Below are 25506 nucleotides of genomic sequence, written 5' to 3' on the forward strand. Positions count from 1 at the left end.
CGCACCCGTTGTGGTGTGGGTGCGCGCCTGGTGGGGTGTTATGGGGTGGTTAGTATCCGAGGGTGTCGAGGGATGCTCGGATTGCTTCTGCGGAGGCGCGTAGTTTTGCGTGTTCGTTGTCGTCCATGGGGACTTCTAGGACGCGTTGTACGCCGTCGCGGCTGACGATGGAGGGTAGGGAGAGTGCGACGTTGTTGAAGCCGTACATTTTTCCTGCCATGGTGGTGGAGACGGGTAGTACTGCGTTTTGGCCTTGGAGGAAGGCTTCGGCGATGCGGGAGGCTGAGACGCCGATGGCGTAGTTGGTGGAGCCTTTGCCTGCGATGACGTTGTAGGCGGCGCGCATTGCGTCGTGGGCGAGGGAGTCGCGTACGTCTTGGGTGAAGAGCTTCTGGCCGTTGTGTTCCCATTCGGTGAGGGGGACCATGCCGATGTTTGCGGCGGACCAGACGGGGAATTCGGAGTCGCCGTGTTCGCCGACGATGTTGGCGTGGACGCTTTTAATGGATACTCCTGCTTTGGCGGCGATGAGCCAGCGTAGGCGGGAGGAGTCGAGGACGGTGCCGGAGGAGAGTACTCGGTTGGCGGGTAGGCCGGTGATTTTTTGGGTGACGACGGTGAGGACGTCGCAGGGGTTGGTGACGAGCATGTAGATGGCGCCGGGGGCGACGCTCATGAGGTCTGGGAGGAGTTTTTCGAGGATGCGGACGTTGGCTCCGGCGAGTTCCATGCGGGGCTGGTTGGGTTCTTGGCGTGCGCCGGCGGTGATGATGATCATGTCGGCGTCTTTGAGGGTTTCGAGTTCGCTTCCGCCGATGATGTTTGCTTCGTGGGCGAACATGGAGCCGTGGGCGATGTCGAGGGCTTCTGCGTGGGCGCGTTTGCCGTCGATGTCGTAGAGCACGATTTCGCTGGCTGAGCCGCGGAGGGTGGCTGCGTATGCGGTTGCGCTACCGACGCCGCCTGCGCCGATGATGCCGAGTTTGGTGGGTCGAGTTTCGCCGTTCATGGGTTTTCCTCTCGGTTGATGTGAGGGGGTTAGTGCGGGGGTTTCCCTGTGTTCTATTATGCCCTATTTTTGAGGGTTTGTGTGGTTTTATTTTTGATTTTTTAGAGATTTGTAGCGGCTTTATGGTGCTACAACCGATTTTTCTCTCATAAAACCATATAAGGGCGGATTGACTTTTTCATGCAGGTCACAGACGCGACAATCTGCTGGCGTGTTGTGGTGATCGCCTGTGTGGGGTGGAGTTAGGTGAGGGCAGTTTTGTGACGGTTCTTAGCTGTCGAAGTATGTTTGCACCTGCACCGCTCCCCCGGCCTTTTCAAATTCTGCCTGCACGTCGGCGGCGAGCGCATCATCTGTGAGGAAATCAAGTGCTACCACCGCTAGGCCGTAGGCGCCGTCAAGTGCTGCTTCTTCGGCGCGGGGTGATTGTGCGGCTGCGGCGAATTCTGCGGTGTGTAGGCCGGTCCCTTCGGGTGCTATCTGGATAAGCGGGTGGATTCCTGGTAGGCGCAGGCTAATGTTCCCAAAGTCGGTGGATGCTGCTAGGGTGTCGCTGATGGTTCCAGCCGGGTATGGGTTGCGCCCTATCTCGCGTTGAGCCAGTACCCATCGTTGCCCTAGTGTTTGGTTGGAGCGTACTGGCATGGTCATAGGTGAGGAATCCCAGTGGATATCGGCCTGTACGCCCGCCATGAGTGCTGCGCCGTGAAGTACGTCTTCTATCCGGTGTGAGAGTGCCCGTAGGGTGGGGGCGTATCGGGAGCGGATATTAATGTGCAGGCTTGCTGTCTGTGGGATGAGGTTGGGGGTCTGTCCCCCGCTGTCGATAATGGCGTGGATACGGTCGCTGACCGGCAGCTGTTGGCGTAACAGACCCAGCCCCTGGTAGGCCAGTGCTGCGGCGTCTAGGGCGTTGCGGCCCATAAAAGGGTGGGAGGAAGCGTGGGCGCTGATTCCGCAGTAGGTGACGCGGCATTCACGTCGCCCTAGCCATGCCTGATCCGCTACATCGATGAAATACGGGTGCACCATAATGGCTGCATCCACCGTGTCGAATGCTCCGGCACGTGCCATGTTTTCCTTGCCGGCGTCGGATTCCTCGGCGGGGGTTCCCAGGTAGATAATGCGTCCGCTGAACGCCTCCGGGGTTTTCTGTAGGGTGTCGGCGAGCGCAAGAAAGGCGCCAAGGCCCGCAGCTGCGATCACGTTGTGTCCGCAGCCGTGGCCGATACCGGGTAAGGCGTCGTATTCGGAGAGGATGGCGATGGTGCGGTGTTTGCGGGGGTCATAGTTGGCGGATTGGAGTGTGGCGGCAAATGCGGTGTCCAGCCCGCAGACGGGGGTTTCCACATCGATTCCAGCATCGTGTACTGCTCGGGTGAGCTCTGCGCAGGCGTACCGTTCTTGGTAGGCGGTTTCGGGGTTCTGGTGGATGGCGTGCAGCAGTTGTATGAGCTGTTCTTTGCGCCCGGCAATAGCTTTGGCGATGTCGTGTTTGAGGTGCGCATACCCGCAGTCTTCGTCAATGGGACGTGAGGTGATGCTGTGATGCGCTGTTGCTTTACGGTGTTCCGTTTCGGCGGTGAGTGCGGTGAGGAATTCACTTCCGGGGTGTGCTGTTTTTTCGGGTGTTTTTTGTGCGGCGGATTGTGTGCCCAGATTAGGGTGTGGGTTGCTGTTCATAGTTCTACGCTACCGGATGCTTCCTCCAGCAGGTTGGGCGGGTGGAGGTACGGGGATGTGTGATTTCAGAAGATTGGAGGCTTTTGGGGTGTTCTTCTAGCCGCAGGCCCAGCCAAAAACATTGTTATCAAGATCGATTTGGGCACTGCCGCAGTCTCCGAATTCAAGAACACCCATCTCGGTGATCTCCAGGTAGTAGGCGCTGAGCCTTGGCGGTAGGGACTGTCCGGGTAAGGCGGTGCCGCCTAGGTGGCATTTGGAGAAGAGCGGGTCGGCCCAGTTTCGAAAATCACCGGTTTCTTCGTCCCAGGGGTCTTCGTACCCGTTAATTCCGTCATCGGCGGGCGGGACTCCCGCATTCGGGTCGGGGCGGTATACCAGTCCGAGCGCTTGGGTGGGGTGGGCGGCGCCCCACTGGGTGAAGAGCCGGGTGCGCTGGTGCGGTGGAAGAATAATGAATTGTTCACCTTCCCGGTACGGGTTGGTGGGGCCGTTGCTGCGGGCCGAGAACTCTTCGCGGGTTAGGTAAAGGAGCCCAAAAACACCGTCTAAGGAGTCGTGTAGTTCTTGGAACATTGGGTGCGGCTGGTACTGTCGCAGCTGCGTTGTGAGCGGGGTGTCGCTGTTTTCTGTCAACGATAATGGGGGTTTTTCTTGGATGATTTCCCACGAATCTCCCGCGAAGAAAGATACCGCCACGTATTCGGGGCCGCGCCTGCGGTATGGTTCCGGTAGGTGCAGAGTGAAGATGTGTTGCATGGGGAGCCCTGTGTGGGGGCTTCGCGGCCACTGTTCGTCACTAATGCCTGGGCCGCGAGAGCCTAACCAGCCTGCTTCGGTCACTGCCGCCTGCTCGGCAACTAGTGTTTTGTTCTGGGGGTTGTAGGACCAGGTTCGTGTGGGGTTCTGGGGCGTAATATCAAACGTAATATCGTAAGCTTTCACCGGGAATACCCCTATCTTTAGTGGTTTCTCTTTGTCAGGTTAGCAACTGATATATGCCTGAAATTTTGGATTCTCGTCAGAACTACTTTTAAGCATCCATGACAACGATTCCCGCCGCAAACTATGCAGTTTAGCCTTAGGGTTATGTATTGGGGTGAGGAGCACAAGGTGAGCAGGTATGAAAACATGGTCTATAAGAAAGGGCCCCAGTGTAACTACTGGGGCCCTTTTCTGCCTTAACTATTCAAGGTCTTAGTGCGCGAGGGGGGACTTGAACCCCCACCCTCTAATACGAGGACTAGCACCTCAAGCTAGCGCGTCTGCCTATTCCGCCACCCGCGCAGGTGACTTGTGGGCCTTCACAGAGTGGCCGCCCACAGCAACATGTAATACTTTACGGGCTTTACCGCACCCACGCAAATCAAATAGACGTGTTATACACCACTGTTTGCGGGGTGTTGTGGGCGGTTTCATGACCGCCCCGAATTTCCCGCACCGTTTATGGCGTACTCTAACCCGTACCGCGCCACGCCGTCTCAACACGCTCATTTCCTCACCGCACAGAAGCTTAGAATAGAGACTATGAAGAATGAGAACCTTACCCGCGAAGAAGCCGCGCACCGCTCAGAGCTACTCACCGTAGAGTCATACCACGTGCATTTGGATCTCACCCACGCCAAGGACGAGACCCGAGAATCCTACCCCACTGTTACCACCGTACGGTTTGACGCCAAAGCTGGAGCCGAAACATTCATCGATTACATTCACCACTCCATTGACTCAGTCAGGCTCAACGGCACCCACCTGAACCTCGCCGAAGTCATTGACGGATCCCGTATTAAACTGCCGAACCTCGCCGAACACAACGAACTCACCATTCATGGGCGCTCCTACTACTCGCGCTCCGGGGAGGGCCTACACCGCTACATCGACCCCTCCGATCAGCGCGTATACCTCTACACCCAGTACGAGCCCGCCGACTGCCGCCGAGTCTTCCCGAACTTTGAGCAGCCCGACCTGAAAGCTGTCTTCAATTTCCGGGTCACCGCCCCCAAAGAATGGGTGGTCAGCTCTAACGGGGTGCTTGAAAAGGAAGTGCCCGACCCCACCGATTCGGGTATCACCAAACGCGTTTTTGCCCCCACTGAACGTATCTCCACCTACATCACCACGATTCTTGCCGGAGAATACTTCACCTCAACCGACACCTACCGCCCCAAGAGCACCGTCAACAGTGGAGACGTGCCGCTGGTTGCCTACTGCCGATACTCCCTCAAACCGCATTTCGACTACGACAATATTTTCCGGGTCACCAAAAACGGGCTGGACTTTTTCCAAGACCTCTTCGACTACCCCTACCCATACCCCAAGTATGAGCAAGCATTCGTGCCCGAATACAATATTGGCGCCATGGAAAACCCGGGTATGGTGACCTTCACCGAAGACTACATTTTTGTTTCTGGTGCCACCGAGGATGACTTGGAAGGGCGCACCAACACCATCTGCCACGAGATGGCGCACATGTGGTTCGGCGATCTAGTCACCATGAAATGGTGGGACGATCTCTGGCTCAAAGAATCATTCGCCGATTTCATGGGCACTCTCGGCGCTATCGAAGCCAACGGGTTCAAAGACGCCTGGGTCACCTTCGCCAACCAGCGCAAAGCATGGGCGTACCAGCAGGACCAGTTGCCCACCACCCACCCGATTGTGGCCGACATTGCGCACCTTGAGGCGGCAAGCCAAAACTTTGACGGCATCACCTACGCTAAAGGGGCCTCCACCCTCAAACAGCTGGTCGCCTACGTGGGCTTCGACACCTTCATCGAAGCAGCCCGCGTGTACTTCAAACGCCACGAATGGGCGAACACCACCCTCAACGATTTCCTGTCCGTACTCAACGAAGTATCCGGCAGGGATATGCAGGCGTGGTCACGGGCCTGGCTGCAAACCTCAGGTCTCTCAACTTTGGGAACCCGCCGCGTCTACGGAACCGACGGGCAACTCACCGACCTGTACCTCACCCAGCAGCTCCCCGAAGGTATACCCGCAGGGGTGGGGCGCCCGCATGTGGTCAAACTAGAGACCTTCCGCCAGCATGAGAACCGGCTGGTCTCAACAGGGGTACTCTCCCTGGAATACCCCAGTGAGCCCATCACAGAACACCGGGTTGAGCTCGCCGATGAGCACAAAAAGCAGGTGGGTGAAGCCGACCTGCTCATGCTCAACGCCCAAGACCACACCTATGCAAAAGTGGCGCTCACTAACGATGATGGGCTGCAGTCTGCAATCGCTGGTGTATCCACCCTCGAATCCACGCTATCTCGCGGGCTGATCTGGGGCGCACTCTGGGAGAATGTGCGTGATGCCCGCCTGCCAGTCAGCACCTTCGTAGATGCAGTAGTGCGCAACGTGTCCCTCGAGCCCAGCGCCTCCCTGCTTGGCAGCATGGTCTCCCACGCCCAAACGGCGGTAGCGAACTATGCCTCCCAAACAGAACGGGAAAACCTCTACAACGCACTCCATGATGCCTTCAGCACCGCCCTTGCAGCCGCCTCCCCCGGCTCGGATGCGCAGCTCATCCTGCTCCGCGCCCTCATCACGGTTAGCGGCGTCGCCACCCAAGGCGAAGAAACGTGCCGCGACATCGCCCGCGGGGCCTTTGAAGACACCACCGGAGACATTGCAGTGGCCACAGGCATACCCTACGACCAGAACCTCGGCTGGGCTGCCCTTGGTGCCCTCGCCGAACGGAACCTTGTGAACGTCGCTGAGCTGGAGCAGGCTGCCGGTTACAACCCCTCCTCCATCTCAGCCAATGGTTACGCTTACGCGCTCGCGGCATTACCGCAGGCCGAGCACAAGGCAGAGGCATACCGTACAGTTATGGAAGACAGCACCCTCTCAAACGACGCCCTCTCCTCAACCGCCAACGGATTCCGCCTCGGCCCCGATGAGTTGCGTGAACCATACTTCGAGAGCTACTTCGCGGCGCTGAGCGATATTTGGGAGTCCCGGTCCATTGGGATGGCTACCCGTATCGTACGTGGGCTCTACCCGCGCATCTCCTACGGCCACGGATCAGCCGCAGGATTAGACGTGGATAACACCGCCCCGGTAGCCCTCGCCGAACGCTGGCTGCGGGAGCACCCCGAAGCCCCCTCAGCGTTACGTCGCCTCATCCTTGAGGCCCAAGACCTTACCCGGCGTAACCTGAACGCGCAGAAGTTCAACGCGACACACTAAACACCTGTGTATTCACTCACCTTATGGACGCAGGTGCCCGGCGCACCCCACCGGGGCGAGGGCCGGGCATCTGCGTACTGCCGGTGTTTACGCGGCATACCAGGTACCGCGTCCACGACTCGTCACAGGTGTTAAAATCGCAAAAAGTTTTGGGTCAGAGAATCGCCAGTTTTTGCTGCACCTCTGTTCGGCTCAGTCTCAAAAACATGAGAGAATAGAAGCATTATCTGTCACCCGATAAATGTATCCACATAAATATAAGGAGTTTACTTTGGTCGACTACATCCTCGGTGACCGCGGAAGCGTCGAGATTGTTACCGATGGCTACTACGAGGCCGAAACCCTTCAAGTCTTTGAAGAACTCCACATTGACCGCGAGCGCATCTGGTTCGGAGAGGCCCACCTCGTACCAGAACCAGATAATCCTTATGAGCCTAAGAGTATCGCCGTGTACATTGACGAGCTCAAAGTTGGCCGAATGAGTGTTAAGGATTCAGCCGCATACTGGGAGCCAATAACGCGAGTAGTTGCTTCAGGTTACGTTCCGGTAGTTCACCTGCAGCTCTCAGCCATTGCGCGCCGTGTCGGTGAGGGCACCCGCATCGAAAGCTACGGTGTGTTGTCGCTTTCAGCACCAGGTTCGCTCTTCCCCATTAACCAGGCCCCCGCACGAGCGGCCCTGCTGCCGCAGGGGCAGTCAATGAAAGTTCTTGATGAGAAAGACCATTCAGAGTACCTGCACAGTATCCTGCCCCCCAATGGTGAAGGGCGTGTGATTCTGACCCTTGAGGCGAACCAGATGAAGCTCTCAGATGGGCGTCTTATCGACACAGTTGAGGTGCTCCACGACCGTAAGTTGGTGGGCCGGCTAAGCACACAAATGTCCGCGCAGCTAGCTCCCGTGGTGAAGTATGCCTATGACCGTAACCGCCTCACAAGCGCCTGGGGTACTATCCGTGGCAATAGCTTGGAGCTTTCACTGACGGTTCAAGCACTGCGAGCCAGCGAGATCCCGGCGGAATGGTACCGTACCCTGCCGAATAATGTTCCTGAGCTGCTCCCCGAAGGGGTGGCCTATGAGGTTCCTGACGCATATGTTGCCACTGAAGGTGAGAATAACCGCTCCGCTATTGAGGAATCAACAACGAAGAAGCGACGCGGATTCATGAGCGCGCTCACCGGTGGAGGTGCCCCCGCTGAGACCGCTGCTCCTGAGACTCTCAGGGCTGAGGGGCTGCAGGAGGACAGCACCGAAGCCGTCGTACGGGGCGAGCGCCGCCGCCTGCTGACTCTTATGAGCGTCACCGGTTTGGCTGCGCTGTTAATCGGCTTGATCGTGGCATTCTCGTACCTGGTGGTGGGCTTCATTATTATGGCACTGGGGGCGGTACTGGTCTTAGCCACCCTGTATGTTGGGCGTCAGATGGCGGTAAGCCCATCAGTCATCCGATACACCGATTATGAGGCTCAGAAAGAGGCCCAACAACAGCAGGAGAAACCGGAGAAGCCGCTTAATACGGCGCGCCGCTAAAGCCCGTTGCGGTTCTACGCGAGTGAAGGCCCCCACCCCAGGTTATATTACCGGGGATGGGGGCCTTCATGTATGCCATAGCTAGACACCAGCCGAGCGTTAGCCTTCCGCTGCGCGACTAGTCTTCACCGTATACGGAGGTGAAATCGGTGATCTTATCGTTCTGCAGCGCACGGGTAAGATCGGCGTTCACTTTCTGATCCACCAGAACAATAGACTGCCCATCCATAGACCACCCGGGCCCTGCATTGGGTAGGCTCATCATGTGCATTGCGGTGGATCCGTTCGTAATCACCGGGGCCGCCAGGTTAGCGACCTGTGAGGAGTCCAGGCCCTTATCAACAGTCAGGTAGCCGCTGAGGGAATCTACAACCGTCTTAAACTTCCCGATGCTGCTCAGCGCCCCCTGAGCTTTAAGGGTGTTGTACAGGCCCCGCAGGTAGGCGCGCTGGTTGCGTACACGCTGGTAGTCACCGGCAGCGAAAGAGTAGCGTTCACGCACGAACGCCAGCGCCGTACTGCCGTCCATGTGCATAGTGCCGGGGGTGTACGACCACACCCCGGTTTTAAAGGCGACGGGTACTTGAACGTCTACCCCGCCGACGGCGTTGGTCAGGTCTTTGAATCCGGTGAAGTCGATCTCAGCCACATGGTCGATTTTGATCCCCAGCAGCTGCTCAATGGTAGCTACCTGCAGCCCAATACCACCGTAGTTCAGGGCGGCGTTCACCTTTGCGCTGCCGTACCCGGGGATATTCACCCAGCTATCACGCATAATGGAGATCAGGTACACCCCCGAACCGTCTTTGGGGATATGCATGAGCATAATAGTATCGGCACGCTGTCCGCTGACTTTAGCGGCATCGGCTGAGCCAGCACGAGAATCGCTCCCTAGAAGCAGGATATCTGTGCCGGGGCTATCAACGATATCCCGGGTTTTGCCGCCTTCAACAGTGTCAAGGATGCCGTCACCATTCTGATCTTTCTCACTGGCGAGAGATTTGGGGTCCTTACCTTCGGGCCCGGTGAAGGTGGGGGCTGCTGGGGGGTCACCAAGGGATTTCTTGAGGTTATCAAGACCGTCCTGAGAGTCAGTGATCGAGTCAAACTTCTGAGTCTGGCTATCCCAGGTGTGCCCGATGCTCCAGATATAAAACCCGACCCCCAAGAGTAGGGCCAGAATAATAATAAGCAAAGCTATAAGGGAGCGTTTAACCCATTTTTTCCTGGGTGTGGTGCGAAGAGCCTGAGTGAGTGTTCCGCTCATGATATTCCTTTATGTGCTGAAATTTTGTGGCGCCTGCAGGTGCCTCCATCGGCTCCGGCGCATAGCTGATGTGCCTGCCCCATAGTGTGGGGATGTGTATGTGAAAAGACACCCCGTACCCGCGACGTCTGCGGCTACGGGGTGCATGAGAAATTATTTAGTGCAACGAAAAATTTAGGAGGACTTCTTGCCGAAGTTCGCGAAGCGTGCGTTGAAGCGCTCGACGCGGCCTGCGGAGTCCATGATGCGCTGCTTACCGGTGTAGAACGGGTGAGATTCGGAGGAAATCTCGACCTCTACAATGGGGTACTCATTGCCGTCTTCCCACTTCTCAGTCTTAGCGGAGGTCATGGTGGAACGGGTGAGGAAAACCTTGCCAGATGCGAGGTCTCGGAACAACACCGGGCCGTATTCCGGGTGAATATCTGCCTTCATTTTTACCTTCTTCTGCCACTGGATTTTGCCAGCAGCCCTTATATGGATGGGGTAGGTATGATGTGCTTGAGCGCATCAAACGGTTGTTCTCGGGCGCTGATGCGCACACAACCAGCATCAAGAGTATCACTTTTCAGACGGGTGCGCACACCCAGGTTTTTATCGCTTCACTCACTAACGCGGGCGGGTCTCCCAGAACGCTACAGCCGAGGCGGCAGCCACATTGAGCGAATCTACCCCGTGAGACATGGGGATCATGACCGTGTGTTTCGCGGCAGCAAGAGTCCGCGCCGACAGCCCATGCCCTTCAGTGCCCATAATAAGCGCCAGTTTCGGGTAGCGCCTGCTTGATAGTTCCTCAAGGGTGAGAGAATCATGGTGTAATGCTAGGGCGGCGGTCTCGTACCCCATGCTGTGCAGTAGCTCAAGGTCATCCGGCCAGCTGGTTAAGCGCCCCCAGGGAACCTGAAAAACGGTTCCCATTGAAACACGAATGGAACGACGGTACAGCGGGTCAGCGCAGCGGGGGCTTACGAGTACCGCGTCCACGTTAAGGGCGGCAGCGGAACGGAAAATAGCCCCGACATTGGTGTGATCCACAATGTCCTCAAGGATAGCCACCCGAAAGGCCTCAGCCACCAGCTGTTCTAAAGGAACCGGGGCGGGGCGGGCCATCACCGCCAGCGCCCCGCGGTGCAGATGAAACCCAGTGACACCCTCTAACGCCTGTTCCGGACCTACATAGGCAGGAACTTCGGGGTGTGCCCGCAGCACGTCCGCAAGATCATCGGCCCATTTTTCACTCATTAGGAATGAGAGCGGCTGGTGTCCTGCGTCGAGCGCCCGACGCACTACCTTGGAAGACTCAGCAATATAAATACCCCACTGGGGTTCCAGTACCGAACGTAATTTCACATCGGTCAGGTGGGTGTAGTACTGCAGAGCCTGTTCGGGGGCCTGCTCCAACGGAACCACGGAAGAAATAGCGTGCACCCGCTCTGTTCGGGCGGCAATATCGGCTGCGGATAGTTGTTTCTTTCTCATGCTTTTCATATGCTGCACCTGTCGCTGGGTGTTCCCGTCGTATGACGGGAACACCCAGCGACAGGGCTGCTATTTAGCGTTTAAAGGCGCTGTAACGCCCGGTGGCGGTAGTGGTTAAGGCCAGGTCCATACCGTAGGTGCGCGCCAGGTTCTCCTCAGTAATAGTCTGCGCGATCGGCCCGGCAGCCACCAGCTGCCCCTCACGCAGCAGCAAAGCGTGGGTGAACCCTGCGGGGATTTCTTCGAGGTGGTGTGTAATCAGCACAGTTGCCGGGGCGTAAGGATCGGCAGCTAGCGCACTCAGACGTTCCACGAGGTCCTCACGGCCGGAAATGTCCATACCCGCCCCGGGCTCATCCAGCAGCAGCAACTCCGGGTCGGTCATGAGGGCACGGGCGATGAGGGTACGTTTACGTTCACCATCGGAGAGAGAACCAAAAGTGCGCTCAGCGAGGGCCTCAACACCCCAATCAGCCAGCAGCTCGGTAGCGCGGGCATCATCCATCGCCTCGTATTCTTCTTTCCACCGGCCCGAAACAGCATAGGCGGCGGTCACCACCACGTCGGACACTTTCTCGTGTCCGGGGATCTGTGTGGCAGATGCTGCTGAGGAGATGCCGATACGGGGGCGTAATTCGAAGACGTCTACCGCCCCGAGGGTCTCGTCCAGGATCTCAACCTCCCCGCCGCTGGGATGCAGCCGGGCTGCAGCAATCGATAAGAGGGTGGACTTACCGGCCCCGTTAGGGCCTAGGACAACCCAGCGTTCGCCTTCGTTCACGGACCAGCTAACATCCCGAAGAATGTTGCGCCCGCCGCGTACTACGTTAACGTTGTGAAGATTAAGTACGGTGCTCATGTTTTCTTCTCTGCTGTGAATTTCTAGATAGTGTGGATGCTCTCAGGTGGCCCCGCCACGAACCGGCCGGTGTATCTTCCACCCGTACACGGTACTGGGCGGGTGCGTGGTACGGGCTAGTCGATGAACCCGCGTGCGCCGCCGACGAGTTCCACGTGGCCGCTCTCAACCTCTGCGGTGACCATTTTGGCGACCTCGTGGGCGAACTCGTTAACCGTGTAGAGCTTCCCAGCAGTTTCGCGGCGGGCCTCGATGGCCCCGGGGTGCAGACGGTTGAGTAAGGTCGCTGTAACGGTGCCCTCAATCATGTCGGCAGAGACAATAACGAGGGAGATGCCTTTCTGCGCAAGTGCCGGGATTTCTGCGACGAGGGCGTCCTCCCCCGCCCGTTTTGACTCGGCGACCGGCTGGTATTCTGCCATGGTCTGAACTTCCCGGATGAAGTGTGCCTGGTGGCTGGTAACAAACACGATACGCCCGCCCGCAGGCATTTTCTGGGCTGCTAGGCGCGCCAGTTCAAGCTGCGCGTCACGGTTCAGGCGCATCGCGTAGTCTTCGCCCATGCCGCTCTCCATGCCGCCGGATGCGTTAAGCACCAGGTAGTCAAGGGAACCGTAGGTGTCTACCGCCGTCTGCACCAGGTTCTGCAAGTCGGCGGTATTGGTGACGTCAGCCTGCACGGCGATTGCTTTACCGCCTGCTTCCTCAATGGAGGTGACGATCTTCGCGGCGCGTGGTGCTTTGGAGCGGTAATTCACCACCACGTTCGCCCCTTCGGCTGCGAGAATCTGTGCGGTGTCTGCACCCACCCCGCGGGAGGAGCCGGTGACGATAACGGTTTTGCCGGTCAGTTGTGCCATAGCTTATGAGTCCTTTGCTGAACGAAAACGGTGGTTAATGATGTGTGGTGTGCTAGTGGCCCATTCCCAGGCCGCCATCCACGGGGATGACCGCACCGGAGATGTAGTTTGCCTCATCGGATGCGAGCCAGCGAATCACGCGCGCAACTTCTTCCGGTTCGGCGAAGCGCTTGGCGGGGATGGTATCGAGGTAGTTCTGTTTGGTCTCTTCTGGCAGCACCTCGGTCATTGCGGTGTTAATAAATCCGGGGGCGACCACGTTCGCAGTGATATTACGCCCGCCCAACTCGCGGGTGATGGAACGTGCCATTCCTACCAGTGCGGCCTTCGAGGAGGAGTAGTTCACCTGCCCCGGTGAACCGTACAGGCCCACCACGGAAGACACCAGGATGATACGCCCCCGCTTGAGTTTAAGCATCCCCTTGATGGCGCGCTGAACTACCCGGAAGGAGCCGGTGAGGTTCGTGTCGATGACGTCGGTAAAGTCTTCTTCCTTCATGCGCAGTAACAGGGTGTCACGGGTGATACCCGCGTTGGCGATAAGAACCTCTACCGGGCCGAACTGCTCCTCAATGGTTTTAAACGCCTCGGTGATGCTTGAACTGTCACGCACGTCGGCTTTGACGGCGAAAAACTCTTCGGGGGCGTCCCCGCTACGGTAGGTTACGCATACGTTGTGCCCCGCCGCTTTGAATTCTTTAGCGATTTCGTAGCCGATGCCACGGTTACCGCCGGTCACGAGAACAGTTTTGGGGGTGGTTTCGCTCATTATTTTCCCTACAGGTAGGCTTATTGGTCTTCTAATATTTTACGCCGTTTATGCCCAGCCTGCCGGGCGGGACTCTTAACGCTTCATATTCTGCAGGTCTACGCTGAAAGTGTTCCACGGGGTCTACACTGGAAGACATGGCGGCTTTTGAGGGCCGCACCGAACTGTTGCAGCGGGGTGTGGCGCACCCAACCAACAGATGGATACAGCACACACGACGCGCTAAAGGGGAGGGATTCTGTGTCCGAAAAATACTGGACGGCTGAAGACCTTGCCGACCACGGGTACCGACTAGAACAGACCCCTGAAGATCAGGCGGAGCAAGATGACGCATACTGTATTACCGGTGCGGATGAGCCGCTTTCGCAGCGGGTTAATAAACGCTCCCGCGAGTACATTTTTAAAATGTCGCTGCGAGTGGTGTGTATTGTCTGCGCGGTACTGGTGGACGGGTGGATGCGGTGGGCGTTTGTAGCCGGTTCAGCGGTGCTGCCGTGGGCGGCTGTTGTAATCGCCAATGGGGAAGCTAAAAACCGCAATAGTGGTTTCGTTCCCTACAAGCATAATGTCCCCCAGCCGGCATTAACCGCCAGCATGCAGGAACAAGATTCTGGGAAGCCGTCGTACAATACCTCCGAGGTCATTGATTTACAGGCACACCCGGCTGGACCTGACCGGGCCTAGTCGCAGAGTAAAGTGTGAGGAGGGGCTAGCAGTGGACTTATTAGGTTCGCTCTCAGGCGATGCAGCACCCACTGGGGATATCTGTTCCCGTAAAGGGTGCACTACCGAGGCTACCCACCAGATCCTGTGGAATAATCCAAAAATCCATACCCCACAGCGGCGTAAAATCTGGCTTGCCTGCGACGAGCATACGGCATGGTTAGAGAATTATCTTAAAGAACGCCAGTTCTGGAAGCAGACCCTGCCGTTTCCACAGTAGCTGACACCCGCTCAGCGGCACTGTACTGTTAACTCTGTTTCTGTTCTATCACCGCCCGGAAGGATTCATGCGCACATACCGTTTTCTGCTCACCAGCAAATGGATATTAGCTCTCATCCTGTGTGTGCTGTTTTCTGTGCTGTGCGTGTACCTGGCGGGGTGGCAGATGAGCCGTAAGGAGGCTCTTGACTGGCGTAATTCTCTGATCGTGCAGAACTACCATGCTGACCCCTACCGGCTGGAGGATAAGCCCCGGATCTTTACAGACTACGACCCTAATACTCAATGGCATCCGGTTCAGATGCGTGGGCAGTATCTTCCCGAGAAGACCCTATTGGCCCGCAACCGGCCCTATGAGGGGCAAAACGGTTTTGAGGTGCTGGTTCCTTTCCGCACCGATGACGGGCAGGTGATTGTGATAAACCGCGGCTGGTTACCCGCCAGCTCATCGGATGCCGCGGCCCCGCGCGAGGAAGTGCCCGCCCCGCCGCAGGGGCAGGTGAGTATCGTCGCGCGCGTGCATAATGGGGAATCTGCCACGGGGAAAGAAGCACCACAGGGGCAGGTGGCCTCTATTGACCTGAAGGAAATCTCCGAACGCACCTCACTGCCAGTTAGCGCTGGCGCCTACGGGCTGCTTGACGTTGAGAACCCAGCCGCTGCCCGCCGCCCGCAGCAGAAAGCGCAGCCCGAGTTAGATAATGGGCCGAACCTTTCCTACTCGTTACAGTGGTATGCTTTCGCGGTACTGATCTATGTGGTGTATTTCTGGAGTGCACGGCAGAAAGTGCGCAACGATGAGCTGGATGCGCAGGTGGCGGCGGAGCTGGAACGTTACTACGGGCAGTTCTACAACGAGGACGGCACCTACGTGGGTGAGGAAGACGAGGCTGTGGTGCTTCGCAAAATGGAGATGATTGATGATATGCCCTCGCATATGAAGTCGATCGTACGCCCCAGGCCCGCAAGGAAACGTTCCCGGCCCACCGATGAAGAAGAGGAAGACGCGTTTTTGGATGGGCTCTCGTAAGAACTGCAAGCCCAACCGGTCAACACCCGGCGGCGTGTTGCGAGGGTCCGCAGAAAGGCGTAAACACCATTTCTTTCATTGACGAACAAGGTAGGGTATGAGGTGTCTGCGTCAATGCCGCCTGAAGATACTCAGCCACCCTGCAGCGTTCCCCTGCTATATGTTCTTTCCGTTTATTCCCGGCGCTGACTGTCCTAGTAAAACGTATTTTCTAACCGTTCCTACCGCGGATAATCATGCATATATTTGTATCGAATTTTACTTCGAAAACCTGCTATAGTTAGTCCTGTTTAGAAAAGATTTTTGCAAAGTATTTTCGAAGAGGTTTCGCCTATGATGGGTTACTCGCACACCGTGAGCGCGGCCGCCGGGTGGCTCATACTTGCTGAAACCGGTGTGGTGCAGGTGCCCGATACACCCACCCTGATCGTTACCACTCTTGCCTGCGCTGGCGCGGGTATGCTACCCGATATTGATCACCACAACGGCAGTATTGCCAACTCCATACCACCACTTTCACGCTGGCTTGCACGCGTGGTGGGCGCTATAAGCGGTGGGCACCGAAAAGGCACCCATTCACTGATAGGACTCATCGCTTTCTGGGCTATCGCATACTTCAGTATTCAGCTCACCTACCAGGGTGTCCCCTGGGTTTCGCTCATACTTGCGGGGTTCTCTGGTGGGTTAGCTCTGCGTGTTCTCGGTGCACCAGGCGGCTGGATTGGGGCCATTATCCTGGGGTACGCCGCTTACACCACCGGCTCGCTCAGCCTACTCCCCTGGGCTATTTCAGTAGGGGCAACCATACACCTCATAGGAGATGCCCTGACCACCAGAGGAATTCTGCCGTTATACCCCATCATCCTTAAACCTCCGGTTGCTTCGGCACTTTGGAAGAAAAGTGGCTACATGGCCTTACCGCTTCTGGGTGATGCTGGCAGCGCCCGCGAAAAAGGATTGGTGCTGTTACTGACCCTCTATATCGGCTGGTATGCGGCCGCACTTGGTGGCCTCATCCCCTACCCCCTACAGACAGCCGGGCTGGGCATACATCAATAACCTTTGGGAACGTTGCACAGACACAAGAAGACACAGGAGCGCCCCGCCTCATCAAAACGATGGGCAGGGCGTCGAATCCTTTATAGCTTCTCCGGCTTATGCGTCCTGGATGGGCCAGTGGACGTCGACCTCGACGTTCTCTTCACCGGAGGTGGGGTACTTCTCGTACTCAGTGTTGTGCATATGTTCTCCTTTTGTCAGCACAAGGAATCCTGTCCCAATATGCTTGCTTGACCTACAAGGACAAGCCCCTTCTTTTGCTTTTGCGTCCTCGCATCAGCGGGAACACATCCAGTGTAGACCCGTGCAGTATTGGTTTTCCAGCCAAAAACCCAAAATGTAGGCAGACACACACCGATATTTCCAGAAACCCACATTACTGTCCGCAATATAACGACAATACAACGGATTTTTATACGGAAAACCCACAATCGCAAGCGGTTTTTGCCATCACTACCGCAGCCAATATCTCAAAACCAATACTCTCTCCGGCAAACCCCATAGCAAAACTCTCAAAAATACGGTGATACGGGCCCAAAGCAACACTAAATCGTAGAAACGCAACCCCTCTTCGCAGCTCAACTGCACCAAATACCCGCCCCGTGGTGCACCCCGTATTTCAGAGACACACACGATATACAGATGCCGCCCGCCCCAGTGGAAAACCAGGGCGGGCGGGTATAATGTGGCTCCGTTTTCGGCGTGCTACGCCAACGAAATTAAATCCTGATAGTCCTTCGACCAGAGATCTTCCACCGCGTCCGGCAGCAGCAAAACCCGCTCGGGGTTCAGCGCCTCAACGGCCCCCTCATCATGCGAGACCATCACAATGGCACCAGTGTACGCTTTCAAAGCATTCAGGATCTCCTCCCGAGAAGCCGGGTCAAGGTTATTCGTCGGCTCATCAAGCAGCAGCACATTCGCGCTAGAAGCTACCAGTGTAGCCAGTGACAGGCGGGTCTTCTCCCCACCCGAAAGCACCCCGGCCGGTTTATCAACATCATCACCTGAGAAAAGAAACGAACCAAGGATAGTGCGCACCCGCGTATCATCCAGATCCGGCGCAGCAGATTTCATATTCTCAAAAACAGTGCGCTCACCCTCAAGAATTTCATGCTCCTGCGCGAAATACCCCAGCTTCGCCCCGTGACCATACACCACCTCACCTGTATCCGGCTGAGTCGCACCCGCCAGCATACGCAACAGGGTAGTCTTACCCGCACCGTTGAGTCCCAGCACCACCACCCGTGAACCCCGGTCAATAGCCAAATCAACGTCTGTAAAAATCTCAAGCGAACCATAGGATTTCGACAGCCCCCGAGCAGAAAGCGGGGTTTTACCGCAGGGAGCGGGGTCAGGGAAACGAATCGCCGCAACCTTATCGACCTGACGCTCTTCCTGAACCCCACGCATAAGACGCTCTGCGCGCTTAATCATCTGCTGAGCAGCCACCGCTTTCGTGGCCTTCGCACGCATCTTATTGGCCTGTTCTAAAAGCGCGTTCGCCTTCTTCTGGGCGTTGGCGCGCTCGCGTTTACGGCGGTGTTCATCCTGCTCACGCTGCATCAGATAGTTTTTCCACCCCATGTTGTACTGGTCAATCACGCACCGGTTTGCGTCAAGATAAAACACCCGGTTTACCACCAGTTCCATGAGCTCCACGTCGTGGCTAATCACCAGCAGAGCACCCGAAAAGTTCTTCAAAAAATCTCGCAGCCACAGGATAGAATCAGCATCCAGGTGGTTGGTGGGCTCATCAAGTAACATCGTGTCTGCGTTTGAGAAGAGGATGCGCGCCAACTCCACGCGGCGGCGCTGCCCGCCCGAGAGGGTCGACAAGGGTTGGGAAAGTACCCGTTCGGGAAGGTCAAGGTTGGATGTAATGACCGCAGCCTCAGACTCCGCCGCGTAACCGCCGCCAGCAATAAATTCGGCTTCTAACCTATCGTAGCGGCGCATACCTTTAGCACGCACCGTCGGGTCTTCGCTGGCCATATCATCTTGAGCCTGGCGCATCTTCCGCGCTACACCGTCCAATGCCCGGGCCGAAAGAATACGATCCTTGGCGAGCTGGCTCATATCATCCACTTTGGGGTCCTGCGGCAGGTAGCCGATTGAACCGGAACGGGTAATGGTGCCATCCGCCGGTAGATTAAGCCCGGCCAACACCTTAGTCATGGTGGTTTTACCGGCTCCGTTGCGGCCTACAAGCCCAATCTTATCGCCTTTATCAATACGGAAAGTGACCTCTTCCATGAGCAGGCGGGCGCCAGCACGAAGTTCAAGGTTCTGTACGGAAATCACGATGCAGGATCTTTCGGGTGGGGTACGCGACAGATGCCAACTATGGCGGCAACTTCTCAAGTTTACGCGATGGCGCACCATGCGGGCTATTTCAGACTCGCATGGCGGTACGACGGTGCTCAGTACGAACTAGGCACCGTTATATGACATGTTTTTACAGGCCTATACACGAAGGCTCTAGTACTACCTCTATAATTTGAACAGTGTTCAAATAAATTTCTATCCACCAAGTGTTAAGGACCCCAACGCATGTCTGCAGCCACCCCGTACCGCCCATCCTCAGCCCGTAACCTTGCCCTAGTAGCCGTTTTCGCAGCTTTCATAGCGGTACTTGGGCCGCTTTCCATACCGATCGCAGGCGTACCCGTACCACTATCGTTAGGCCCGCTAGCGATCTACGTGACCGCCCTCGTTCTAGGCGGGATCCGTGCCTTCGCAGCGACCAGCCTCTACGTTCTTATGGGGTGCCTGGGCCTGCCTATTTTTGCGCAGGGTGGTTCAGGCTTCGGCTCACTAGCTGGCCCCACCGGCGGATACCTCATCGGCTACCCTTTTGGGGCACTCGCTGCCGGGGTGGTGGCCTACCTGGTAGTGCGCCGCCGCCTCAACCCGGCACTTACCGTGATACTACTTGCGGCAGCAGCGATGATCGGGTTCGTGACGCTTTCAACCGGTGGCCTCATCGGTCTCATATTCAACGGGCGCATGCCCTTCGAAAAAGCAGCTGGTATCGTCATATCTTTCGCGCTGCCTGATTCCGCCAAAGCGATCGTAGCGGCTCTCGCGGCGGCGGCGGTTCACCGAGCGTTCCCCGCACTGGCTGGGCGCGCATCCGCCAAAACAGCTAGGTAACACCGGTGTTCTTCTCACGACGACGCGTAACAGAGACTTCGCAGGAAGCCGCAGATACCCCCTGCTATCTTCGCACTCACCAGGTAACCGTTACCGTTGACCTCCCCGACGGTGGGAACCAGCGCATCCTCGACTCGGTGACAGTGCGCCTTGAGGCACCCCGCACCGCGGTATTAGGGCTTAACGGGAGCGGAAAATCAACATTTCTGGGCCTCTTTAATGGGCTGGTGCACCCCGCAGAAGGAACGGTAGAGGTCAATGGGGTGGATGCGCTCGTCCACCCGCACAAAGCACGGCAACAGGTGGGTATGATCTTCTCGGACCCCGCCGCGCAGCTTATTATGCCCACCGTGCGTGAAGATATTGAGCTGAGCCTGCGCCGGAACCCCACCCTGACCCGCAAGCAGCGACTGCATAAAGCCCACGAGCTTTTGGCGCAGCGCGGAATAGAGGACAAGCAGGATCAGAGCGTGTTCTCGCTCTCCGGCGGGGAAAAACAGCTGGTAGCGCTCACCAGCGTATTGGCCACCGACCCGCGGGTGCTGCTCCTTGACGAGCCGACAACACTTTTAGACCTGCGGAATCGACTGAACCTCATGCGCCACTTTAATACGCTGAACCAGATGCTGGTGATTAGCACCCACGACCTTAACTTGGCTGCCGCCTGCGATGAGGCGATTATCCTTCACGAAGGACGGCTCATGGCGCACGGTGCCGCCGCAGACACCGTGCGCACATACCGTAACTGGTGCTCCCACGGCTTCCCCCATGAGCACACCCGCGGAGGTGCCGCTGATACATTAGGAAGCGACGATGAGTAAACGCACACGCCCCAAACGCGGCGGTAGTTTTCAGGCTAAATTCTCCCCGGGTGCCGCGCTCATCGGTTCATACCGTCCTTTAGCAACACCGGTGCACCGGGTACCGCTGTGGCTCAAGGCGTGCCTTTTCGCAGCTTTTATGCTCCTGCTTGCGCTCACCGGGTGGCAGGTAGCCTTCGGGGTATGCGCGGTGTGCCTCATACTGGCCTACAGTGCGGGTATAAAAACAATGGAGCTGCTGCGGATGCTGTACGCCATGCGGTGGCTTCTCATACTCCTGGCGTTCTACTATGCCCTGTGGGGCGGGTGGGCCCTTGGCGCGGATGTGCTTGCCACGCTCCTAGCGGCCACACTTGCTTCACGGATTATCCTCACCAGTACCCCGCTGCCAGTACTTATTGATGGGGTTGTAACGTTCTGCGCACCCCTGCGGTTTGTGGGGGTACGGCCCGAACGACTGGGTCTAGCAATCGGGCTTATGATACGGTCAATTCCGGCGATTATGGACCGTTGGGGAACGTTGCTAAAAGCCGCTGCCGCACGCGGGTTACCGGCTAAATCCACGTGGCGGCTGATTACTCCCCTCGTCGTGCAGACCGTTGATTATGCGCAAAAAACCGGTGATGCTCTTGCCGCACGCGGGTTAGATGAGTAACCCTGCTGCTAGGAGGCGTGCACGTCCCAGGTGTTTAGCGCCACCAAATGTACCAGTTGTGGCTGCCGTACAGGCTTTCAGAGAGCTTACTGAACCCACGGTATACGTCGGTGAGCATGGCGGGGCTGAGCATGCACTGTTCTGCTGCCAAAATAGCGGCGTCTAGTGTGGTGTTAACGGGTTCAGGTGTGTAGAACTCTGTGTATTGGGCGGCAACTACAGCCGGTACCGCTTCGTCCCGCTCCTGCCAGTAGTGGGCGATCGCCATAAAGTCAGCAGCATCAGGGCACCCAACCCACCCCCCGAAGGGCAGGTATGCTAAGGCCTCAGCTGGTTCAGTGACCGGCATATCAAGAAGTATGAGCTCCCCCGCCGCGTCACTATTTTGGGTGTCTGCTTCCTCATTAATGTAGGCGCTCATGAGGGTCAGCGGTTTGGGCTGCACGGCGGTAGCCTCCGTACCGTACTCGCCGGGTATAATAAGCGCTTCCCCCTCAATCAGCTCATGGTAGCTGCCCTTAAACGTGTCGGGGCTGAGCCGTTCAAAAGCTGCGTGGGCGAGAGATTCAACCGAAGCACCAGCTAGCGCACTGTGGTACTCCTCAATAATGGTGTGCGTGTGCTGCCGCACCTGCTCAGCGGTTACAGATTCTGAGGGGACTCCGGTACGCACGGAAATGTTGTTGAGCATGGTGCCAAGTAGGGTCTGGTCGAGGGCCACCACAACGGGGGTGAACCCCTCCTCACGGCCTTTCTCGCAACGGTTAAGATAACGCCGGTTGAGCTCTTCGTGCGGTTCGCCGCGTCGGATACGTTCGTGGGGGTAAGGATATAAAGCTATGAAACGATCGTAGGGCTCAGGCATGGTTTCTCCGATGATTGGTTCTCCCTAGTCTACCCCGGTTTTTAGGGTTTCGGCGCTGTTTTCAAGGTCCTGCCTATTTGGGGTATTTTTGGGCGGCTTTATACGCTCCTTGTCCCACCCCAAACCTCTCTAAATAACCTAATTTTTGGGAGTTATTTGGCGCATAATTCTAGTACGCTACTGGCTAAGTAACTGGTTATTCGCCCGGTTCTGTTCTGCGGTGTGCCTACGGGTATGCTGGGAAGGTGTCAGAAACTACCATAGATGAGCTAATCCCGGGCGCTTGGAGCATCGCCACCTCCGAACCAGACCTTCTACGTTCAAGGCGGTCTGAGCATTTTGCCGCCGAGGTTCACGAGCGTACCTCCCTAACGTTCGGTGAGCAGTACCGGGACGCAGTCGCCCCGAACCTAGAGTATGAGGCCCCTAAGGACCCGCAAGCGTGGGCTAACCGAGTCATTGAGCTCCCCACCGATACCGGGGTAAACGAGTACCGGGCCTTAACGGGTATCCGGTACCGGGGGCAAAATCTGGAACGGCCTTTCGTGGATGTGGTGGCCACCAATATCCCGTGCGATGCGCACAGTATCACCCGCCTTACACGCCTAGTGCTGAGCGAATATGCACAATTCAGGCCTGTATGTGCGCGGTTTTTCGTTCCGGGCAGCACGGATCATCTGCTGTCTGAACTGCGGAAAACGACCGGTGCGCAAGGCTCAGCTTTTGATATGCACCTTGTCTCTGGTGCGCTGAAGACGCTGCTTGAGCGCCCCGCACCGAAAAATGTGGCGCGGGTACAGTTGGCCCCAATCAGCTCAGGGGAAGCCGCCGCCTTATGCACACGTATTTACGCGGATATTGCCGAGATTAAACCAGACTTACCGGAATGGGCCACCCCGCAGGACGCCCAGTCTTTAGCCGATGCGGCCTCCGATGGCCTCTTACGGCAGGTGCTGGTGGATGAGACACAGGCGGGTGTGCTGGCGTTCGCGGCACGCGGCGAACAGGGTGTGCACGGGTACAGTGTTGAGGAGATCTGCCTGGATGCACCGTTTCTGGGGCAGAAACTGGCGAATGCGGTACTGTGGCACGGCATGAACAGCATCAGTCACAGCACTGCCATAAACCAAGGCAGCGCACTTTGGGGGACGATCCACCCGCACAATGCGCCCTCACTCCGTAACGCGTTAGGGGTGGGGCGCACTATTGTAGGTTCCTACGTGTGGGTGGGTGAACGCGCTTTCTAGCCGTCCTCTTCCATTCAGCCGCCAAAGCCCCCGTGCGGGGCGGCTATCGGCACGAAATACGATATTTTCGTACTGGCCGCCCCGCCGAAACTGCTTTCATGGCAGCTACCGTTGGGTGGGGTCTTAGTCCCACCAGAAGTACCACTGTTTGCTGTGGTGGATAGCGGTCGCTAGCGTCTCAAAACTGTCAAAAACCTGCGTCGGGGCGTCGCTGCAGAACGCAAATTGTTCAACCGCCAGCTGTTTTGCCTCATTAGGGTCGGTCACGGGGCGTTCAACATAGAATTCCAGCGTGTCGTGCCCGTCCAGCAGTCCGGGTATCGCACCGTATTTTTGGTACCAGTAATGAGTGAATGCCAGCTGACTTTCGGTGTCGGGGCAGTCATTCCACCCGCCAAAGGGCAGGTAAGCGGGAATATCCGCAGGGTTATCGGCTGGAACCTGAACCAGCAGAAGTTCACCTTCAGTTATGTTATCGCCGCCTTCAAACGAGTTGATGGTAACGAATACCGGCTGTTCAGTGTACTCTATACCGTCAGGCAGGAACGAGGGTTCTTTGAAAGTTTCCACCATGTTTCGGAAAAAGGCTTCTTCGTCCTCAAGAAACAGGTCAAGGTTTTCCGCAATTTCCTTCTTCCCACGCTCTTCAACAGATAAATCCTTGAGGGAGGCACGGTATTTCTCAAGCATATTGTGGGTGTATGCTCGGGCGTGATCTGGGGTTATGAGATCCAGCTCGTCCGGCAGGTTATGCTCATCTGCAAGCTTGAAAAGAATGTCTTCAAGCAAGGTGTCGGTGATGCGAACAAATACGGGCACATACCCCTGTTCTTTCCCTTGAGCCAGCAGCGTGTAGTAGCGGCCCATGATCTGCTCGGCCGAAGTACCTTCGGTGATACGCTCGTGCGGGTAGGGGAAGATGCGGGTATATTGTTCGTATACCTCAGTGGGAGTTTGTTCAGGCACTGTTCTTTCCTTCCAATAACGATTATTGCTACTAAAACCCTACAGAATGTTGCAGCCCTGTGCTACACGTCTGGTTATTCCCACCAAAAGTACCATTGACGGTTGCGGTATATCCCCTGTGCCAGTTCCTCAAAACTGCTGCAGATAGGCCCAACTAGTTCGGGGCAGAAAATATACTGTTCTGCCGCTAACCGTTTTGTGGCTTCGGGGTTGGTACTGGGTCGGGTGACGTTGAATTCCAGCTCTTTATCGCCTCCTACCGCTGCTATGTACGCCCCGTATTTCTCGTACCAGTAGTGGGCGATAGCCAATTGGGTATCGGTGCTGGGGCAGTTATTCCAGCCGCCGGTAGGCAGGTAGGCGGGTATATCGGCGGGATGCTGGGCGGGTATTTTTGCTATGACGATCAAGGAACCTGGCTGCGCCATGCCGTCTTCAACCTGGTGGGCTGCGAGGAAAACCGGTTCACTATCTGAGGCGTCATTATGGAGTGTGAAATCGGGGTGATCGTAGAAATCAGCTAGTCCCCCACCGGCCCCCTGAAAAAGCGCGGCAGCTGCGGCGGGGTGAGTGCTGGCGAAAGCTTGCTGCGCTATATCCGTCGTGGTGGTGCCCCGCAGCGCCGAACGGTGCTTCTCAACCAGCTGCTGTGTGTAGGCGGTAAGGGTGCGGGCGTCTGTCTGTTCTTGGGAGCAGCCCGCCCAGTCTGCGAGGTTCATCCTTATTGCTTCTAGCAGTGCCTCGGTGAGGGTTAGGATCACGGGTGTGAACCCTTCACGGGCTCCTTCACTGAGAAGTTCGCGGTAGGGGCCCATTACATCCTGCGTTCGGGTAGGGTTCTCCATGAGATGCAGCGGGTAGGGTAAAAGCTCAACGAACTTCTTGTATATGCCTGCCGCCATGGTGAGCCTTTCGTCAGTTGTGCGGGAATGACACTACCCTACCGAAGTTTTACTCGTAACAGTCGCAGCGTTGCTTTATTATTGCAGGCCGCCGCCCCAGTATACTCGCCCATAGTTTTGGGTGTGCTGTACCCAAGTTTACGACGTATCACGGGGTCGCGCTGCGCTGCGGGATGGGTGTTTTAAGATGCGCATTTGCCCAAAGCGGCGTAGA

The 25506-nt window shown here is 56.9% G+C and carries 23 protein-coding genes and 1 tRNA gene; 10 read left to right on the forward strand and 14 right to left on the reverse strand.

Annotation, left to right across the window (positions count from 1 at the left end):
• Positions 1-49: 49 nt before the first annotated feature.
• The 4 genes from D8M23_RS03215 to D8M23_RS03230 all read right to left on the reverse strand — a co-directional run bounded on the left by D8M23_RS03215 (position 50) and on the right by D8M23_RS03230 (position 3979).
• On the reverse strand, positions 50-1009 hold the full coding sequence (locus tag D8M23_RS03215) for an L-lactate dehydrogenase (protein ID WP_037234409.1): 960 nt from the start codon (positions 1007-1009) through the stop codon (positions 50-52).
• A 270-nt stretch (positions 1010-1279) separates the two neighbouring features.
• Entirely contained in the window at positions 1280-2692 is a 1413-nt protein-coding gene (locus tag D8M23_RS03220) for an amidohydrolase (protein WP_126853663.1), read from the reverse strand.
• A gap of 96 nt (positions 2693-2788) precedes the next feature.
• Positions 2789-3637 (reverse strand): hypothetical protein, encoded by an 849-nt coding sequence (locus D8M23_RS03225; protein ID WP_126853665.1) that lies wholly within the window; start codon positions 3635-3637, stop codon positions 2789-2791.
• Positions 3638-3893: 256 nt separating this feature from the next.
• Positions 3894-3979 (reverse strand) — tRNA-Leu (locus D8M23_RS03230).
• 240 nt (positions 3980-4219) lie between these two features.
• Here D8M23_RS03230 and pepN point away from each other — a divergent pair.
• Both pepN and D8M23_RS03240 read left to right on the forward strand, forming a co-directional pair.
• Complete coding sequence (gene pepN / locus D8M23_RS03235; protein ID WP_126853667.1) at positions 4220-6883, forward strand: aminopeptidase N; 2664 nt, start codon at positions 4220-4222, stop codon at positions 6881-6883.
• Between the two features lie 271 nt (positions 6884-7154).
• Positions 7155-8414, forward strand: a complete 1260-nt coding sequence (locus tag D8M23_RS03240) for a hypothetical protein (RefSeq protein ID WP_126853669.1) — start codon at positions 7155-7157, stop codon at positions 8412-8414.
• A gap of 118 nt (positions 8415-8532) precedes the next feature.
• On the opposite strand, the gene D8M23_RS03245 is transcribed toward D8M23_RS03240, so the two are convergent.
• From D8M23_RS03245 to fabG, 6 genes are all read right to left on the reverse strand, one after another.
• Positions 8533-9681 carry an LCP family protein gene (locus D8M23_RS03245; protein ID WP_126853671.1) on the reverse strand — a complete coding sequence of 383 codons (1149 nt, stop codon included), beginning with the start codon at positions 9679-9681 and terminating at the stop codon, positions 8533-8535.
• A 174-nt stretch (positions 9682-9855) separates the two neighbouring features.
• Positions 9856-10116 carry a type B 50S ribosomal protein L31 gene (locus D8M23_RS03250; RefSeq protein WP_006887159.1) on the reverse strand — a complete coding sequence of 87 codons (261 nt, stop codon included), beginning with the start codon at positions 10114-10116 and terminating at the stop codon, positions 9856-9858.
• Positions 10117-10290: 174 nt separating this feature from the next.
• Entirely contained in the window at positions 10291-11169 is an 879-nt protein-coding gene (locus D8M23_RS03255; RefSeq protein ID WP_094757793.1) for a TrmH family RNA methyltransferase, read from the reverse strand.
• A gap of 64 nt (positions 11170-11233) precedes the next feature.
• Positions 11234-12019 (reverse strand): ABC transporter ATP-binding protein, encoded by a 786-nt coding sequence (locus D8M23_RS03260; RefSeq protein WP_126853673.1) that lies wholly within the window; start codon positions 12017-12019, stop codon positions 11234-11236.
• Positions 12020-12135: 116 nt separating this feature from the next.
• Positions 12136-12879, reverse strand: coding sequence for an SDR family oxidoreductase (locus D8M23_RS03265; RefSeq protein ID WP_006887106.1), 744 nt, complete (start codon positions 12877-12879; stop codon positions 12136-12138).
• Between the two features lie 52 nt (positions 12880-12931).
• Complete coding sequence (fabG, locus tag D8M23_RS03270) at positions 12932-13648, reverse strand: beta-ketoacyl-ACP reductase (protein ID WP_094757791.1); 717 nt, start codon at positions 13646-13648, stop codon at positions 12932-12934.
• Between the two features lie 240 nt (positions 13649-13888).
• Between fabG and D8M23_RS03275 the strand changes: the two genes are divergently transcribed.
• The 4 genes from D8M23_RS03275 (at position 13889) to D8M23_RS03290 (ending at position 16680) form a co-directional block, all read left to right on the forward strand.
• On the forward strand, positions 13889-14332 hold the full coding sequence (locus D8M23_RS03275) for a DUF3099 domain-containing protein (protein ID WP_006887209.1): 444 nt from the start codon (positions 13889-13891) through the stop codon (positions 14330-14332).
• 31 nt (positions 14333-14363) lie between these two features.
• Positions 14364-14591 (forward strand): hypothetical protein, encoded by a 228-nt coding sequence (locus D8M23_RS03280; RefSeq protein WP_006887165.1) that lies wholly within the window; start codon positions 14364-14366, stop codon positions 14589-14591.
• 67 nt (positions 14592-14658) lie between these two features.
• Complete coding sequence (locus D8M23_RS03285) at positions 14659-15621, forward strand: SURF1 family cytochrome oxidase biogenesis protein (RefSeq protein WP_126853677.1); 963 nt, start codon at positions 14659-14661, stop codon at positions 15619-15621.
• A gap of 333 nt (positions 15622-15954) precedes the next feature.
• Positions 15955-16680 carry a metal-dependent hydrolase gene (locus D8M23_RS03290; RefSeq protein ID WP_006887132.1) on the forward strand — a complete coding sequence of 242 codons (726 nt, stop codon included), beginning with the start codon at positions 15955-15957 and terminating at the stop codon, positions 16678-16680.
• A 705-nt stretch (positions 16681-17385) separates the two neighbouring features.
• Here the strand turns inward: D8M23_RS03290 and D8M23_RS03295 are convergent.
• A complete protein-coding gene (locus D8M23_RS03295; protein WP_006887339.1) occupies positions 17386-18984 on the reverse strand; it encodes an ABC-F family ATP-binding cassette domain-containing protein in 1599 nt (532 codons plus the stop codon).
• A gap of 249 nt (positions 18985-19233) precedes the next feature.
• Here D8M23_RS03295 and D8M23_RS03300 point away from each other — a divergent pair, with 249 nt between their 5' ends.
• Genes D8M23_RS03300 through D8M23_RS03310 form a run of 3 tightly spaced genes read left to right on the forward strand, consistent with a single transcriptional unit; the run spans position 19234 to position 21312 of the window.
• Positions 19234-19836 carry a biotin transporter BioY gene (locus D8M23_RS03300; protein ID WP_037234386.1) on the forward strand — a complete coding sequence of 201 codons (603 nt, stop codon included), beginning with the start codon at positions 19234-19236 and terminating at the stop codon, positions 19834-19836.
• Between the two features lie 5 nt (positions 19837-19841).
• On the forward strand, positions 19842-20657 hold the full coding sequence (locus tag D8M23_RS03305) for an energy-coupling factor ABC transporter ATP-binding protein (protein ID WP_126853679.1): 816 nt from the start codon (positions 19842-19844) through the stop codon (positions 20655-20657).
• Positions 20650-21312 (forward strand): energy-coupling factor transporter transmembrane component T family protein, encoded by a 663-nt coding sequence (locus D8M23_RS03310; protein ID WP_126853681.1) that lies wholly within the window; start codon positions 20650-20652, stop codon positions 21310-21312. The genes D8M23_RS03305 and D8M23_RS03310 overlap by 8 nt, the downstream gene beginning before the upstream one ends.
• Positions 21313-21346: 34 nt before the next feature.
• Here D8M23_RS03310 and D8M23_RS03315 read toward each other — a convergent pair whose 3' ends face one another.
• A complete protein-coding gene (locus D8M23_RS03315) occupies positions 21347-22177 on the reverse strand; it encodes a DUF4253 domain-containing protein (RefSeq protein WP_126853682.1) in 831 nt (276 codons plus the stop codon).
• A gap of 245 nt (positions 22178-22422) precedes the next feature.
• Between D8M23_RS03315 and D8M23_RS03320 the strand changes: the two genes are divergently transcribed.
• Positions 22423-23424, forward strand: coding sequence for a GNAT family N-acetyltransferase (locus tag D8M23_RS03320; protein WP_126853684.1), 1002 nt, complete (start codon positions 22423-22425; stop codon positions 23422-23424).
• Between the two features lie 123 nt (positions 23425-23547).
• On the opposite strand, the gene D8M23_RS03325 is transcribed toward D8M23_RS03320, so the two are convergent.
• Together D8M23_RS03325 and D8M23_RS03330 are read right to left on the reverse strand one after the other, a co-directional pair.
• On the reverse strand, positions 23548-24390 hold the full coding sequence (locus D8M23_RS03325) for a DUF4253 domain-containing protein (protein WP_126853686.1): 843 nt from the start codon (positions 24388-24390) through the stop codon (positions 23548-23550).
• A 74-nt stretch (positions 24391-24464) separates the two neighbouring features.
• Positions 24465-25292, reverse strand: coding sequence for a DUF4253 domain-containing protein (locus tag D8M23_RS03330; protein ID WP_126853688.1), 828 nt, complete (start codon positions 25290-25292; stop codon positions 24465-24467).
• Between the last annotated feature and the right edge of the window lie 214 nt (positions 25293-25506).

It is taken from the genome of Rothia sp. HSID18067 (assembly GCF_003989445.1).
Taxonomy (GTDB): Bacteria; Actinomycetota; Actinomycetes; order Actinomycetales; family Micrococcaceae; genus Rothia; species Rothia aeria.

What these genes read in the sequence shown, in the direction of transcription:
- D8M23_RS03215 (WP_037234409.1), bottom strand. Translation starts at nt 1,009, where the DNA reads ATGAACGGCGAAACTCGACCCACCAAACTCGGCATCATCGGCGCAGGC.
- D8M23_RS03285 (WP_126853677.1), top strand. Translation starts at nt 14,659, where the DNA reads ATGCGCACATACCGTTTTCTGCTCACCAGCAAATGGATATTAGCTCTC.
- D8M23_RS03315 (WP_126853682.1), bottom strand. Translation starts at nt 22,177, where the DNA reads ATGCCTGAGCCCTACGATCGTTTCATAGCTTTATATCCTTACCCCCAC.
- D8M23_RS03260 (WP_126853673.1), bottom strand. Translation starts at nt 12,019, where the DNA reads ATGAGCACCGTACTTAATCTTCACAACGTTAACGTAGTACGCGGCGGG.
- D8M23_RS03245 (WP_126853671.1), bottom strand. Translation starts at nt 9,681, where the DNA reads ATGAGCGGAACACTCACTCAGGCTCTTCGCACCACACCCAGGAAAAAA.
- D8M23_RS03255 (WP_094757793.1), bottom strand. Translation starts at nt 11,169, where the DNA reads ATGAAAAGCATGAGAAAGAAACAACTATCCGCAGCCGATATTGCCGCC.
- D8M23_RS03310 (WP_126853681.1), top strand. Translation starts at nt 20,650, where the DNA reads ATGAGTAAACGCACACGCCCCAAACGCGGCGGTAGTTTTCAGGCTAAA.
- D8M23_RS03265 (WP_006887106.1), bottom strand. Translation starts at nt 12,879, where the DNA reads ATGGCACAACTGACCGGCAAAACCGTTATCGTCACCGGCTCCTCCCGC.
- fabG (WP_094757791.1), bottom strand. Translation starts at nt 13,648, where the DNA reads ATGAGCGAAACCACCCCCAAAACTGTTCTCGTGACCGGCGGTAACCGT.
- D8M23_RS03220 (WP_126853663.1), bottom strand. Translation starts at nt 2,692, where the DNA reads ATGAACAGCAACCCACACCCTAATCTGGGCACACAATCCGCCGCACAA.
- D8M23_RS03330 (WP_126853688.1), bottom strand. Translation starts at nt 25,292, where the DNA reads ATGGCGGCAGGCATATACAAGAAGTTCGTTGAGCTTTTACCCTACCCG.
- pepN (WP_126853667.1), top strand. Translation starts at nt 4,220, where the DNA reads ATGAAGAATGAGAACCTTACCCGCGAAGAAGCCGCGCACCGCTCAGAG.
- D8M23_RS03290 (WP_006887132.1), top strand. Translation starts at nt 15,955, where the DNA reads ATGATGGGTTACTCGCACACCGTGAGCGCGGCCGCCGGGTGGCTCATA.
- D8M23_RS03250 (WP_006887159.1), bottom strand. Translation starts at nt 10,116, where the DNA reads ATGAAGGCAGATATTCACCCGGAATACGGCCCGGTGTTGTTCCGAGAC.
- D8M23_RS03300 (WP_037234386.1), top strand. Translation starts at nt 19,234, where the DNA reads ATGTCTGCAGCCACCCCGTACCGCCCATCCTCAGCCCGTAACCTTGCC.